Annotated in this window: 16 protein-coding genes; 1 reads left to right on the top strand and 15 read right to left on the bottom strand. The window is 39.5% G+C overall.

Features of this window, described 5'->3' with window-relative positions; translation table 11 throughout:
- Window positions 1-31: 31 nt before the first annotated feature.
- The 12 genes from dnaB to AR328_RS13805 form a co-directional block, all read right to left on the bottom strand.
- Complete coding sequence (dnaB, locus tag AR328_RS13860; RefSeq protein WP_066296068.1) at window positions 32-1,387, bottom strand: replicative DNA helicase; 1,356 nt, start codon at window positions 1,385-1,387, stop codon at window positions 32-34.
- A 176-nt stretch (window positions 1,388-1,563) separates the two neighbouring features.
- Window positions 1,564-2,013 carry a 50S ribosomal protein L9 gene (gene rplI / locus AR328_RS13855; RefSeq protein WP_066296066.1) on the bottom strand — a complete coding sequence of 150 codons (450 nt, stop codon included), beginning with the start codon at window positions 2,011-2,013 and terminating at the stop codon, window positions 1,564-1,566.
- A complete protein-coding gene (locus AR328_RS13850) occupies window positions 2,010-3,983 on the bottom strand; it encodes a DHH family phosphoesterase (RefSeq protein WP_066296056.1) in 1,974 nt (657 codons plus the stop codon). Before AR328_RS13850 ends, rplI begins: the two co-directional genes overlap by 4 nt.
- A 74-nt stretch (window positions 3,984-4,057) precedes the next feature.
- Window positions 4,058-4,999: a YybS family protein gene (locus AR328_RS13845; RefSeq protein ID WP_066296054.1), complete on the bottom strand. Its 942-nt coding sequence runs from the start codon at window positions 4,997-4,999 to the stop codon at window positions 4,058-4,060.
- Between the two features lie 234 nt (window positions 5,000-5,233).
- Window positions 5,234-5,470, bottom strand: coding sequence for a 30S ribosomal protein S18 (rpsR, locus tag AR328_RS13840; protein WP_066297275.1), 237 nt, complete (start codon window positions 5,468-5,470; stop codon window positions 5,234-5,236).
- 56 nt (window positions 5,471-5,526) lie between these two features.
- Window positions 5,527-6,045: a single-stranded DNA-binding protein gene (gene ssb, locus AR328_RS13835; RefSeq protein ID WP_066296052.1), complete on the bottom strand. Its 519-nt coding sequence runs from the start codon at window positions 6,043-6,045 to the stop codon at window positions 5,527-5,529.
- Between the two features lie 66 nt (window positions 6,046-6,111).
- Window positions 6,112-6,399, bottom strand: a complete 288-nt coding sequence (rpsF, locus tag AR328_RS13830) for a 30S ribosomal protein S6 (protein ID WP_066296048.1) — start codon at window positions 6,397-6,399, stop codon at window positions 6,112-6,114.
- Window positions 6,400-6,638: 239 nt separating this feature from the next.
- Window positions 6,639-7,529 (bottom strand): ABC transporter permease, encoded by an 891-nt coding sequence (locus AR328_RS13825; RefSeq protein WP_066296046.1) that lies wholly within the window; start codon window positions 7,527-7,529, stop codon window positions 6,639-6,641.
- A 13-nt stretch (window positions 7,530-7,542) separates the two neighbouring features.
- Window positions 7,543-8,463 carry an ABC transporter permease subunit gene (locus AR328_RS13820; protein ID WP_066296043.1) on the bottom strand — a complete coding sequence of 307 codons (921 nt, stop codon included), beginning with the start codon at window positions 8,461-8,463 and terminating at the stop codon, window positions 7,543-7,545.
- Between the two features lie 156 nt (window positions 8,464-8,619).
- Entirely contained in the window at window positions 8,620-9,720 is a 1,101-nt protein-coding gene (gene ychF / locus AR328_RS13815) for a redox-regulated ATPase YchF (RefSeq protein ID WP_066296040.1), read from the bottom strand.
- A 122-nt stretch (window positions 9,721-9,842) separates the two neighbouring features.
- Complete coding sequence (locus AR328_RS13810) at window positions 9,843-10,040, bottom strand: DUF951 domain-containing protein (protein WP_066296037.1); 198 nt, start codon at window positions 10,038-10,040, stop codon at window positions 9,843-9,845.
- A gap of 2 nt (window positions 10,041-10,042) precedes the next feature.
- On the bottom strand, window positions 10,043-10,942 hold the full coding sequence (locus AR328_RS13805) for a mechanosensitive ion channel family protein (protein WP_442854452.1): 900 nt from the start codon (window positions 10,940-10,942) through the stop codon (window positions 10,043-10,045).
- A 320-nt stretch (window positions 10,943-11,262) separates the two neighbouring features.
- On the opposite strand from AR328_RS13805, the gene yyaC reads away from it, so the two are divergent.
- Window positions 11,263-11,883, top strand: a complete 621-nt coding sequence (gene yyaC / locus AR328_RS13800) for a spore protease YyaC (RefSeq protein ID WP_066296035.1) — start codon at window positions 11,263-11,265, stop codon at window positions 11,881-11,883.
- Window positions 11,884-11,922: 39 nt separating this feature from the next.
- Here yyaC and AR328_RS13795 read toward each other — a convergent pair whose 3' ends face one another.
- The 3 genes from AR328_RS13795 to AR328_RS13785 form a co-directional block, all read right to left on the bottom strand.
- Window positions 11,923-12,636: a DUF554 domain-containing protein gene (locus tag AR328_RS13795; protein WP_066296031.1), complete on the bottom strand. Its 714-nt coding sequence runs from the start codon at window positions 12,634-12,636 to the stop codon at window positions 11,923-11,925.
- A 164-nt stretch (window positions 12,637-12,800) separates the two neighbouring features.
- On the bottom strand, window positions 12,801-13,643 hold the full coding sequence (locus AR328_RS13790) for a ParB/RepB/Spo0J family partition protein (protein ID WP_066296029.1): 843 nt from the start codon (window positions 13,641-13,643) through the stop codon (window positions 12,801-12,803).
- Window positions 13,636-14,397, bottom strand: coding sequence for a ParA family protein (locus AR328_RS13785; protein ID WP_066297271.1), 762 nt, complete (start codon window positions 14,395-14,397; stop codon window positions 13,636-13,638). Before AR328_RS13785 ends, AR328_RS13790 begins: the two co-directional genes overlap by 8 nt.
- Window positions 14,398-14,560: the final 163 nt, after the last annotated feature.

The raw sequence follows: 14,560 nt of genomic DNA, 5'->3' as shown, positions 1-14,560 counted from the left end.
AACTGGCTCTTCCGCTATAAAAATATGAATATTAAGCACCAGGAGGATCATCGTATCTTCTCTCTAAGTTTACGAATTTATTATACTCCTTCACAAAGGCAAGCGACACAGTACCTGTTGGACCATTACGCTGCTTCGCTATGATGATTTCTATGATATTTTTATTCTCTGATTCTTTGTCATAATAATCATCACGGTAAAGGAATGCAACGATATCCGCATCCTGCTCAATACTCCCTGATTCACGGATATCAGACATCATTGGCCGCTTATCTTGACGCTGCTCCACTCCACGGGAAAGCTGAGATAGAGCAATAACAGGAACTTGTAATTCACGTGCTAATCCTTTTAATGACCGGGAAATTTCTGAAACTTCCTGCTGGCGGTTTTCCCCAGAGCGTCCGCTGCCGAGAATGAGCTGCAAGTAATCAATTAAGATCATCCCAAGGCCATGCTCCTGCTTCAGACGGCGGCATTTAGAACGAATATCTGTAATCCGCACACCAGGTGTATCATCGATAAATATCCCTGCATTCGACAAGCTTCCCATCGCCATCGTCAGCTTGCCCCAGTCTTCATCCGTCAAGGAACCTGTACGCAGTCTTTGTGCATCAATATTTCCCTCAGCACAGAGCATACGCATAGCGAGCTGTTCGGCACCCATCTCCAGGCTAAAAATCGCTATATTTTCCCCTGTTTTAGTTGCTACATTTTGCGCAACATTTAAGGCAAATGCAGTTTTCCCAACGGATGGACGTGCTCCAACAATAATCAAATCATTGCGCTGAAATCCAGCCGTCATTTTATCAAGCTCTGCAAAACCAGTCTCAAGCCCTGTAATGTCACCCTTCCGATTGTGCATGACTTCAATATTATCGTAAGTACGAACAAGGACATCCTTAATATTATGAAAGGCGCCTGCATTTTTCCGTTGGGCTACTTCTAGAATATTCTTTTCCGCTTCCCCTAATAGGACCTCAACCTCATCCTCACGGGTATAACCATCCTGAGCAATGCCTGTTGCTGTACGAATTAACCTGCGAAGAAGGGATTTCTCCTCCACAATCTTTGCGTAATACTCTATATTTGCTGCTGTCGGAACAGAACCTGCAAGTTCACTTAAATAGCTGACTCCGCCTGTATCCTCGATCAGTTTTGCTGCAGCAAGCTCTTCCGTCACGGTAATCAAGTCAACCGCTTTTCCCTGATCGCTTAGCTTTAACATCACGTTGAAAATCTTTTGATGGGCCGCACGGTAAAAGTCCTCAGGAATCAATATTTCAGAAGCTAAAGTGAGGGAAGATGGCTCGAGGAAAATAGCCCCTAGAACCGCCTGTTCCGCTTCTATATTTTGCGGTGGAAGACGATCTGCAACTAATTCATTCATCTATAAAAACCTCCTTAATTATTATCCAGAGGAATATGAAAGTTAAATAACGATTACAGTAATAAAATAATTAAAAATGGCTAAAAGCTTAGAAAAAATGTGACCAGCAGGAACCGATCACATTTTTTTCAACTCTTCTATTTTATCATGTTTATGAGCCAATGGAACTTCCAAATTTAGTTTGCTTCTTTTACATGGACATTCAATGTGGATGTCACTTCTGAATGAAGCTTGACAGGAACCTTCGTATAACCTAGTGAGCGAATGGCATCCGGTAGCTCAATTTTGCGCTTATCCACTTTAATACTGTGGGCCTTCTGTAATTCTTCTGCAATTTGCTTACTCGTAATGGAGCCGAATAGACGTCCGCCTTCGCCTGCTTTTGTTGAAAACTCCAATGTAATTTTATCCATTGTTTCCTTCAACTTTTTGGCTTCAGCCAGCTCTTCTGCAGCTAAATTCTCCTCTTTCTTCTTCTGTGCACTTAATGTGCTTATATTTGCTTGGTTTGCTTCAACAGCCAAGCCTTGTTTGATCAGGAAATTTTGTGCGTATCCGTCCGCAACATTTTTGACTTCCCCTTTTTTTCCTTTTCCTTTAACATCCTTTAAAAATATAACTTTCATTCCTTTTTTCTCCCTTCCATATATTCATCAATGGCGGCATGTAAACGTTCTTCTACTTCATCTAGAGAGTGATCTGTCAGCTGAGTGGCCGCATTTGTTAAGTGCCCTCCGCCATCTAGGCTTTCCATGATGACTTGAACATTGATATCTCCAAGAGATCTTGCACTTACTCCGACTGTATTTTCAGATCGCTTCGAAATAACAAAAGAAGCAAGAACGCCGTCCATTGTCAACAATGTATCTGCCGTCTGTGCAATTAACACCTGATGAATTTCCTCATCAGGCTGTCCCTTTGCAATCGCAATGCCTTCACGATAAAAATACACATTTTCGATTAATTTGGCCCGTTTAATATAAGTATTAACATCCTCTTTAAGGAATTTCTGCACGAGAACAGTGTCAGCTCCCTGAGAGCGCAAATAGGATGCTGCATCAAAGGTTCTTGAACCAGTTCTTAGACTAAAGCTCTTCGTATCAACCGTAATTCCAGCTAATAAGGCGGTTGCCTCAAGCATATCAATCTTTCCAAATTTCGGCTGGTATTCAAGAAGCTCGGTCACTAGCTCAGCAGTCGAAGAAGCATAAGGCTCCATATATACAAGCAGCGGATTATGAATGAACTCTTCTGCCCGGCGATGGTGATCAATCACAACCACATGATCTATTTTCTGGACAAGCTTTTCCTCAATAACCATAGAAGGCTTATGAGTATCGACAATCACTAAAAGAGTATTGTCAGTTGCCAATTCTAAAGCCTGTGCCGGAGTAATAAATTTCGAATACATGGATTCGCTTTTTTTGATTTCCGTCATAAGCCTTTGAATACCGGTGTCAATATCTTGCGGATTAATGACGATATACCCCTCACGCTGATTCATCTGGGCAATTTTTCGAATGCCAATGGCTGCTCCGATGGCGTCCATATCCGGATTCTTATGCCCCATAATAATCACCTTATCACTTTCGGTGATTAGCTCCTTCAGAGCATGGGCAATGACACGCGCACGGACCCTTGTTCGTTTTTCAACAGGATTCGTTTTCCCCCCGTAGAACTTAACTTTACCGTTTGTCTGCTTAATGGCCACTTGGTCTCCGCCGCGACCGAGAGCTAAGTCGAGACTGGATTGAGCAAGAACGCCCAATTCAGGCAAGGATGAGACACCCGTTCCCACTCCGATGCTTAATGTTAGTGGCAGGTTTCTCTTTGCCGTTATTTCTCTAATATCATCTAGAATTGAAAATTTCCCTTTTTCAAGGTACTGAAGTATTTGTTCATTAAAGACTGCAATAAATCGATCGGAGGATACCCTTTTTAAGAAAACACCATTATCTGTTGCCCATTTGTTCAGAATGGAGGTCACAATATTGTTAATGCTGCTTCTCGCCTGATCTTCCATCCCTTGGGTCAGTTCATCATAATTATCTAAAAAGATAATCGAAATAACGGTTCTTTCTTCTTGATACATTTTTTCAATTTCTGTTTGTTCTGTTACATCAAAAAAGTAAAGCAGGCGCTCTTCCAATTTCAGAATAACACGAAGCTTACGGTCTTGAAGCGAAATCACTTCTGTTTCCACTTCTTGCTTAATCAATGGGACCAGCAAATCTGCTACATCATAAAGCGATCTTCCTACTAACGTATCTTCATCAAAGCATGAGGCCAAAAAAGGATTGGTCCATTCAATGTAATAATCATCATTAATGAGCATAATCCCAATTGGCATTTCCATTAAGGCCTCTTCGCCAACCTTTTTTACCCGATAAGATAAGGTAGATATGTATTCTTCTGTTTCCTTCCTCTGCAAATAAATGATTTTAAATAGGTAATAGAAAGGAAGGACAACAATAAGAAGTCCGATTAGGCCAAAAATCCAGTTATAATACGCTAATATAATAAGAAGCACCACTGTTATGCCCATCAACCCAAAGATTGGATAGCGAATGGAGCGCTTTTCTAAATATGATGGCATGTTTTCAGCTCCTAAACAGCAGTGTTTAGAGCATGTCCTATTCAGGAGATGGATTCACCCAATTGGACATACATTTATTTACTCTTTTCAAATCTTTTTCTTAAATCAAACCCTAAGTCAATTATACCTAATATCCTTACAATAGAAAGGAAAATTGGAATGATGAATGTAAAGACCACCGCAAAAATAGGGACAGCCTTTGAAATGCCCTTCTTATGGCAAAAATACGCAATAAGTGATAATCCTTGAAGGACCATAAACATTTGAAGCAGAAATCCTATATTCATTAACGCCATATACCAATAGGTGCCTTGTTCAGGATTTAAGGCAAAGGAGGCCAACATCGTTAATAAATAATACCATAGAATACTTTTTGGTAAGACAATCTCTCTGAAGGGCTTCCAGCGTTCAATATTTACTCCAAAACGTTTTACGATTGGAAATGAGACTAACTCAACTAATATCACACCGAAAAGAGCCATTAATACTAATAAACTCGGAGCTAACGTCTCAAGTAATTGAAAAGATGCCTCCATTTGCTCCATTACTTTTTCAGCTTGTCCCTGGCTTAAAGCATCCACCATACCTCGTGATTCATCAAGTGATTCCTTCATTGCACGATTAAATTCTTTAATAAAATTCATTTTGAAAAAGACAACGGCAACCGCATATTGAACTAAAATGGTTGCTAGAAATACAAGGGTTGCTTTGATATAAGAACTGATTCTGCTTTTCCCCTCTTTAATTGATTGCCCAATCACGATCCCTGTCAATCCGTAAGTTAACGTCAGAGGAACCGCTAGCAGTGCACCAACAATTAAGGAGATTAGAATGGCTGCAACGATAAAAACCAGTGCATACATACGAGAATTCTTTGCACCAAACAGAATAAATGGCACAGCCAAAAACAAATTACTGACAACCCCTATTAGAGGGATATACATGGTTATTAAAATTAATACTGCAAACGTAGCTAACAAAACAGCCCCTTCAGTCAGCTTATGTACATTTTTCATTTTTACACCTCTTTTTAGCGGGACACCATAAATTCTATTTTAGCTAGTATTTTTGTCATATTCAACTAGGAAGGGCGATGTCCGGTACATCAGTGGCAGGTGCTTCTTTTAACTTCTACTTGTGTTGATTTTGCGGCTGAAGAGTTCCTTGTAGGGCTAACAGTTTATATTCCGCCTATCATTGTAATAAAAAAAGCACAACAGGTTGCCCCTTGTTGTGCTTTTGATCATCTATTATTCACCTGAAACGTATGGCAGTAATGCCATTTGGCGTGCACGCTTGATTGCAACTGTTAATTTACGTTGGTATTTAGCGTTTGTACCAGTTACACGACGAGGTAAAATTTTACCGCGCTCAGAAATGAACTTTTTAAGAAGATCTACATCTTTGTAATCGATGTGAGTGATGCCGTTTGCTGTAAAGAAGCAAACTTTACGACGTTTTGCACGTCCGCCTCTGCGTCCTCCCATTGCCATGGTCATTTCCCTCCTTTTGTTTGTTTATTATCGTTCAAAAAATAATCATGTTAGAATGGCAGATCGTCATCTGAAATGTCGATTTGTCCACCGTCATTTGCAAATGGATCGTTGTCTACCCTCGTATACCCTTGATTATTTCTGGTGTATTGCGGTTGTTGATTCTGATTGTTGTTATTTCCAAATGGGAAATCCTGTTCTCTAGGTGCGCCATAATTAGCATTTTCGCCTCTGGAGCTATTAGAGCTATTCCGAGGCTCAAGGAATTGAACACTTTCAGCCAATACCTCTGTAATATATACACGCTTTCCATCCTGACCATCAAAGCTGCGAGTTTGAATCCTTCCATCTACTCCAGCAAGACTGCCCTTTTTCAAGAAGTTCGCCACGTTTTCAGCAGCTTTTCTCCAAACAACACAGTTGATGAAGTCAGCTTCTCTTTCACCTTGTTGATTCGTAAACGTACGGTTTACAGCAAGAGTGAATGAAGCAACCGCTACACCATTTGGGGTGTATCGTAATTCAGGGTCCTTTGTCAAACGTCCAACAAGAACAACGCGGTTCATCATCAGAATCAACTCCTTTCTCCCAACAAATGTTTCACGTGAAACATTTTAGTTAAAAGTATTTATCTATTACTTCTCATTTTTAACAACGATATGACGGATAATGTCTTCGCTGATCTTCGCTAAACGAGAGAACTCGTCAACAGCTGGGGACTCAGCATTAACATGGATTAATTGGTAGAAACCATCGCGGAAATCATTGATTTCGTAAGCTAAACGGCGCTTACCCCAATCCTTTGCTTCAGTCAATTCCGCACCATTATCAGTTAAGATTCCGTTAAAACGCTCAACTAGAGCTTTTTTAGCCTCATCTTCAATATTTGGGCGGATGATGTACATAATTTCGTACTTTCTCATCACTATTACACCTCCTTTTGGTCTAAACGGCCCCATCATAAGGGCAAGGAGCAATTATTCATTACTCACAAGATGAAAGTATAGCACAAAATATCTGCTTTTGCAATGGACTAGACATCTACAAAGGAATATTTGCTTTATGTGCCTATACCATCATAGTTTGGATTTCTATCCCTTTGCAACTGCTTCATTATGTATCTCAGGGTGTTTTTTAATACTGAGGCTCTCCATATTCTATCCTACTGAATATGCCGATTAAAATGCTGCCTAATGCCTTCCCCCAAAATATTAAATGTCAGCGTGGAAATCACAATGGCCAGCATCGGAAAGAACGGAATCCAAAAAGCTCGTATAACATCCTTCCGTGCCTCCCGAATAAGAGTTGCCCAATCAATACTTGTATTGAACAGCTCACTATACCCATATGTAACTTGCACAATGTCCTGTGTAAGAAAAACATTGATAATGGCAAGTTGCCCAATGAGGATGGCCACCCTTCCTGCATCGATAAAAAAGTTAACGATCATGCTTGGGAAAAGGTTCGGAAAATAGTGTGAAACCAACATTTTTATCGGGTTGACACCGATCGTGATCCCTGCCTCAATAAATGGTTTTTGAGATAGACCATAGGCCTCCTGCTGAATAATAAAACTAACTCTTCCTACTTCAATTAAGGCAATGATGACAATTGTCCAATAGTATCTATGCTCATGAAAAAGAAGAAATGGCAATGTCAGAACTAAAGCGGCTGTAAAAAGGACTGGAAAGCTGGAAAACAGCTGATTCCACCATTTATTAAGCCATGAAATAACCCCTTTATTCCTCATTCCAAGAAGCCCTAACGGAATAGCCATCACATACCTAAGGATCACAATACTAAAAATGAGAATAAACGTATCTTTTGCCCCCATGATTAATAGACTTAATAAATCTCTCCCTTCCCGATCAGATCCAAGAGGGAACCGGTCAGAAGGAGGAAAAGGAGCTACAGAAATTTTTCCTGGACCTGGGAAGATCACTCTCTCCCCCTTTAAATCCGAATCTACAAACGAAAGAGAAGGGCCAAAAATGGTAAAAAAGGCCAATATACTAGCCATGATTAGTCCTATAATTAAATAATAGTTACGCAAATAAATCTCCCCTTTAAGGTATCCGTAAACTTCTCTTCATGATAAACCCAAGTACTTGTGCAATGATGACAAATAGCAGAAAACATAAACTGATTCCAATAATCATACCCGGCTCAAAGTTTCGAAAAGCTCCCATGTGAAAGCCTAAGCCGAAACCAAGGGCTGTAATTAATCGATAAGCCATCCCTTCATATCCAATTAAATATTCAACAATGATTAAACTGGACAATAAGTGAATCATGAGTGAGGTCATATGATTTATAACGGTTTTCATAGCATTGCGAAACATATGTTTATTAATAACCTTCGACATCGGAAATCCCTTTGACTGTGCCACTTGGATATAATACTGGCCTTCTTCATTAGCTAAAGCATCTGAAGTGATCCTAGCCATATACATCATTGGGTAAATGGAAATGAGAATAGCTGGAACAATAAAACCATACCAATTCGTCTGACTAAAAAGGCGCAATGTCGGAAAGGTAAATATAACGAGCCATTGAATACTTATGACAAGGAAGAAATCAGGTATCGATTGCAAAAGCCATGTGAACCCATGGCCAATGATTCTCTTCTTATTTGATCTATTGCGATAATCAAAGATTCCCTTCCCAATTCCTATCAATAGGCTAAGAGAAAAAGCAGGAAGAAGCAGCCTTAAACTATTGGGCACAAAACGCTTAAGCTCATCCTCAACTGTCAATCGTTCATGCTTCGTTCCCCCTAAGCTTTTTTTATCCCATATATGCTGTATGTATGTCGTAATATTTTCCTTATACTCCTGCCAAGAGAAATGATATTCCATCTGTACCGTTAAAGCCTTTCCACTAACAGAGAGTACCGGATTTCTTGGAAACAAGACAACGAGAAATAATCCCGCAATGATAACAGCATAAAGCAGTAAATTCTTTAAAATCACCCTTACTATATTCATGTAAAAGACTCCCCTTATGTTCGATCTCTTTTTGAAAGTATAGCAAAAAAAGGTAAAATTTTCTATAAATTCGGTATATTCATAACATTATCTCCTCATGAGGCTAAAAAATGGCGTTAAAAAACACTGCAGATTAGCGCTCTGCAGTGTTCCCTTTTAAACGTTAAAACGGAAGTGGATCACATCTCCGTCTTGAACAATGTATTCTTTTCCTTCTAAGCGAACCTTTCCGGCTTCACGTGCCGCAACCATATTTCCTCCTGCTAACAGATCATCATAGGAAACCGTTTCCGCACGGATAAAGCCTCTTTCAAAGTCAGAATGGATAACCCCGGCACATTGTGGAGCTTTCATGCCTTTTTTGAATGTCCAAGCACGCACTTCCTGAACACCAGCTGTGAAATAAGTAGCTAGTCCAAGAAGATGATAGGCAGAGCGAATTAATTGATCCAGTCCGGATTCCTCAATTCCAAGCTCTTGAAGAAACATTTCCTTTTCTTCTCCTTCTAGCTCAGCAATTTCTGATTCAATTTTGGCGCAAATGACAATAACTTCCGCATTATCATTTTTGGCAAATTCTTTTACCTGTTGAACATATTCATTAGAATCCGGGTCTGACACATCGTCTTCTCCTACGTTTGCTACATAAAGAACTGGCTTGATTGTTAAAAGATGCAGCCCTTTAGCAACCTTCATTTGCTCTTCAGTGAATTCTACAGTTCGTGCAGGCTTGTCCGCTTCGAAAGCCTCTTTTAATTTCTCAAGAATCTCCATTTCAAACATAGATTCTTTATCTTTTTGTTTCGCCATTTTTCCAACTCTGGCAATCCGCTTTTCAACAGATTCAAGGTCCGCCAAAATTAACTCCAGATTAATCGTTTCAATGTCAGAAAGCGGATCAACCTTGCCGGCAACGTGAGTAATATTATCATCCGCAAAGCAGCGGACTACCTGGCAAATGGCCTCTACTTCACGGATATGGGATAGGAATTTGTTTCCCAGCCCTTCACCTTTGCTCGCCCCTTTAACAATCCCAGCAATATCCGTAAATTCAAATGTTGTTGGAACGGTTTTCTTCGGTTGAACAAGCTCTGTTAATTTATTTAAGCGATAATCAGGAACCTCAACAATTCCTACATTCGGATCAATCGTACAAAACGGGTAGTTCGCCGATTCTGCTCCCGCTTGGGTAATCGCATTAAATAATGTCGACTTTCCGACATTCGGCAACCCTACAATACCAGCTGTTAAAGCCATCCAAGTCACTCCTCAACTAAATAAATATCTATGAAAATCATTTACAATCAGCATATGAAGTCCTTCACAATTATAGAGATTAACTAAGAAAAGCGCAAGCTGCCAGGCCAAACGGCCCTCACTTATTCCTCATGCCTCACAAGGATTTTCTTCATCTTTCTAGCAAATTCCCTTCTTGGGATTAATACACTATGTGAACAGCCTTCACATTTAATTCGGATGTCCGCTCCCATCCGGATAATTTTCCAGCGATTGGTTCCACAAGGATGCTGCTTTTTCATTTCAACGACATCATTTAAATTGAATTCCTTTTGTTCCACGGTTAGCCCCCCATTCCATCTTTTGTTTTCTTTAACTCCTCTTCATTTCGCGAATACATAACAAGGCGAGGGAACGGCACATCAATTCCATTCTCCTCTAGGCATTGCTTAATTTCTTTCCTTAATTGCCGTGCGATATAGAAATGCCTCATGGGCAATGTTTCAGACGTCACTCTGATTGTGAGATTGGATACATCTAACGTTTGCACACCAAGAATTTCAGGCGGCTTCACCATATCCTCATACTTTTCCGGCAGCTTCGCCAGCAGCTCCTGCAGAACCTTCTCTGCTTTATTGATATCACTTTCATACGCGATGTTAACATCCACAAAAGCCACACTATTATTGATTGAAAAGTTCGTTACCTGGTTAATGCTCCCGTTAGGCAGTATATGTATTTCACCGGTCCAACTCTTAATTTTCGTTGTCCTTAGTCCAATTTCCTCTACTGTCCCCATAAACTGATCCACCTGAATATAATCCCCTACCGAAAATTGATCCTCAAAAATAATAAAGAATCCCGTGATGATATCCCGGACAAGATTCTGTGCTCCAAACCCAATAGCCAATCCAACAATTCCCGCACCAGCTAATAAAGCCTTCACATCGATGGTCATCGTTTCCAAAATCATCATTAAGGCAAAGAAAAACGCCACATAGGTAAGAATATTGACTAATAGCTTTACTAGTGTAGCCTCACGCCGCTCTGAAATTCGGATAAGCGAACTGTGCGACCTAAGTTTAAATATTTTTAAAATGATGGCTTTTCCTATTTTAATAAAAAGACCCGTCAAAATAATAATAAATAAAATTTTAAGAGCCCCATTACCAATTGCCATCCATGTTTCTTCATTTGACAAAATTTCCATTTTTTTATTGATAATTGTCCTTATATGATCCAATCCTTCACCTTCTTTAAATAGATGTTAGATTTTTGCATCAAAAAATTTACTTTATTTAAGCTTATTGCATCTATTGAGGGCAAGCAATCATAGATTAGAATAATGCAGTAATCATGAAAGACAAAGCAAGTTTATTTTAACAATTTCTCTCTAAATTTTGTACCCCTCCACATGACAATTTAACCCCATGCGAAACACCATGTATAGATTGCTAATATTTTCCGTATACTATTACTACCTAAAATATGTGTGTGGAATGGCCGCTGAAAACTGTATACATAAATAGTTTCCCAGTTCCCTAACAAAAAGGAGTGGATCCAATGGATTTTAGACCCCAGCTATTTGAAAAAAAAGCAAATCCGGAAAGAATCGTGCATGATGAACCGAATGCTGCCCATCAGTTAGCTTTGCATATCAATCAATTATTGCCGACTAGTTTCATAAACCGGCCTATTGTTTTTGTCTGTATCGGTACTGACCGATCAACTGGAGACTCATTAGGTCCACTCATTGGAACACTTCTTGAAGAAAAAAGATTGCCCTCCTTTTTCGTGTACGGAACTTTAGAAAATCCCATTCATGCTGTAAATATGGCTGACAAACTGGCTGAAATCCAAAAAAGGCATTTTAATCCTTTTATCATTGGCATTGATGCATGCTTAGGGCGTTTAAAAAGTGTAGGTGTCATTCAGATTGGAGAGGGCCCTGTGAAGCCAGGTGCTGGTGTAAATAAAGAGCTTCCAGAGGTAGGGCATATGCATATTACAGGAATCGTCAATGTAAGCGGCTTTATGGAGTTCTTTGTCCTGCAGAATACAAGACTTCATCTTGTCATGAACATGGCCAAAACCATTGCGAACGGGATTTATTGTGCAAACTTACTTTACAAGCCAGAACAAACCATATCAAGGTTTGATGCGGAACAAGAACAAATAACATAAGGAGAGGACCATATTATATGGCTCCCCTCCTTTTCTTTTTTAGAAATATGATTGATAAAAATAAATAATCGTCACAATTAACCCCACTACAGCAATTCCCGGAAGTAAATTAGCCACGCGAATTTTGATAATGCCAGCCAGATTTAAACCAATAGCAAAAATCATGACTCCACCAGTAGCTGTCATTTCTTTAATAAAGCTATCCATCAGAACTGGCGGAACAAATTGATCGATCTGTGTAGCAAAAAGAGCAATAAGTCCTTGGTAAACCATAACAGGGATAGCCGAAAACAGGACGCCGATTCCAAGAGTAGTCGTTAAAATTAACGCAGTAAAACCATCGATAATCGACTTCGTGTAAAGCACATCATGATCGCCTCTAATCCCGCTGTCCAATGCGCCAATAATGGCCATAGCACCAATTACAAAAATAAGTGTAGCCGTGACAAATCCTTGAGAAATGCTCCCCTGACCATTTGAGCCGATTTTCCTTTCCAGCCAATCACCAAGTGCATTAAGCTTGTTCTCCAAAGCAAAATACTCACCTAGAACAGCCCCAAATACGAGGCTGATAATAACAGCTAGGAAATTCTCACCCTTTAAAGCCATTTGAAGGCCCAAAACCATGACAGCCAAACCAATGGCATGCATAACCGTCCCTTTCATATTTTCAGGGATTCTATTAAGCATTTTTCCTAAAAGGGTACCAACAATAATTAATATTCCATTTACGAGCGTACCAAGTAGAAACATTCTTTTCACCTTACTAGTTAAATTTCGACATGCGAATGAAGTTAAAGATACACTACCATGAACGAGAGATAGATGACAATCATTTTTTCAAAATTTCGTTAATAGATAGGTGGAATTCTCTTAACGCCAAAAAAATAAACCATCCTATGATGGCTTAAAAGAGATTATTTACTTGTTTCGAGCAGTTCTAAAATCCGATCCAAATCTTCCTTAGATAAGAACTCTATTTCAATTTTTCCTTTATTGTTTGTCTGTTTAATATTAACCGTTGTTCCGAATCTTTCGCGTAAGAAGGACTCCTGTTCTCTAATAAAAATATCCTTTTTAGGTACAGGCTTTTTTGTTTCACGTGAAACATTATTGAGCTGTTGAATTAACTGTTCTAACTGCCGAACATTTAAGTTATCTTTAATCGTTTTCTCAACTAACACCATAAGCTTCTCTTTACTTCTTAGCCCCAATAAAGCTCGTCCGTGGCCCATGGTGATTTTCCCTTCGGAGATCAGTCCTTGAATTTTTGGAGGCAAGGAGAGTAGGCGAATATGGTTTGCAATATGCGGCCGGCTTTTTCCAAGGCGCTTTGCTAATTCTTCTTGGGTAATCTTCAACTTTTCCATTAGAAGCTGGTAGGCAGCACCTTCTTCAATGGGTGTTAAATCCTCACGCTGCAGGTTTTCTAATACGGCTAATTCCATCATCTGCTGTTCATTTAACTCTCTAACGACTACCGGAACCGTTTCTAATTTCGCCGCTTTTGCCGCTCGATACCGTCTTTCCCCTACAACAATTTCATAGCCCTTTAAGCTTTTCCGTGCGATGATTGGCTGCAAAATACCATGCTCTAGAATCGACTGAGTTAATTCTTCAATTGCTTCCTTCTCAAATATTTTACGAGGTTGATAAGGATTAGGACGCAGCTCTTTTAATTTGATTTCCCTAACTGATTCCTCTTTGGTCTCCACGTTGGAAAAAAAAGCATTAAGCCCCTTCCCTAAACCTTTAGCCATTCGAAACCACTTCCTTTGCTAAATCTAAATACACCTCTGCCCCACGGGATTTAGGATCATAAGTAATAATAGGTTCGCCATGACTCGGCGCTTCACTAAGGCGGATATTTCTAGGAATAATCGTTTGATACACTTTATCCTGGAAATATTTCTTCACCTCTTCAATAACTTGAATGCCTAAATTTGTTCTCGCATCCAGCATAGTGAGTAACACGCCTTCAATTTTCAAATCATGATTTAAATGCTTCTGAACGAGGCGGACTGTGTTCAAAAGCTGGCTAAGCCCTTCCAGAGCGTAATATTCACATTGAACTGGAATAATGACAGCATCTGATGCTGTTAATGAATTTAAAGTTAATAAGCCAAGAGATGGCGGACAATCAATAATAATGTAATCGAAGTTAGCTTTAATTTCCTCCAAGGCGCGTTTTAAACGGACTTCCCTTGAAATCGTCGGCACTAATTCAATTTCTGCTCCAGCTAGTTGAATCGTTGCAGGAATAGCATACAAATTCTCAACTGTAGTTGGGCGAATAACCTTCGCAGCTTCTACATCATCGACTAACACATCATAAATACATTGATCGACATCTGCTTTCTCTATTCCTACCCCGCTTGTTGCATTCCCTTGAGGGTCAATATCTACAAGCAAAACCTTTTTTCCTATGTATGCTAAACAGGCTCCAAGGTTCACGGAAGTAGTGGTTTTCCCTACTCCACCTTTTTGGTTTGCAATTGCAAGCACTTTGCCCACGATATCACCTACTTTCATCTATAAATAAACTTCTATCGATATATTCAAGACTTCGAAATTACTTTCAAACTATTAAAAAGACAATCATGTATTCTATTTTAACATGAAAAAGACAAGAGAATAAATTTTAATTAAAAAATGCATCCTTCCAATTTGAAGATAA

It is taken from the genome of Bacillus sp. FJAT-29937, assembly GCF_001509555.1.
Lineage (GTDB): Bacteria > Bacillota > Bacilli > Bacillales > Cytobacillaceae > Cytobacillus.
Note: the sequence above shows the minus strand (reverse complement) of the source record. Positions and strands in the feature narration are given on the sequence as shown.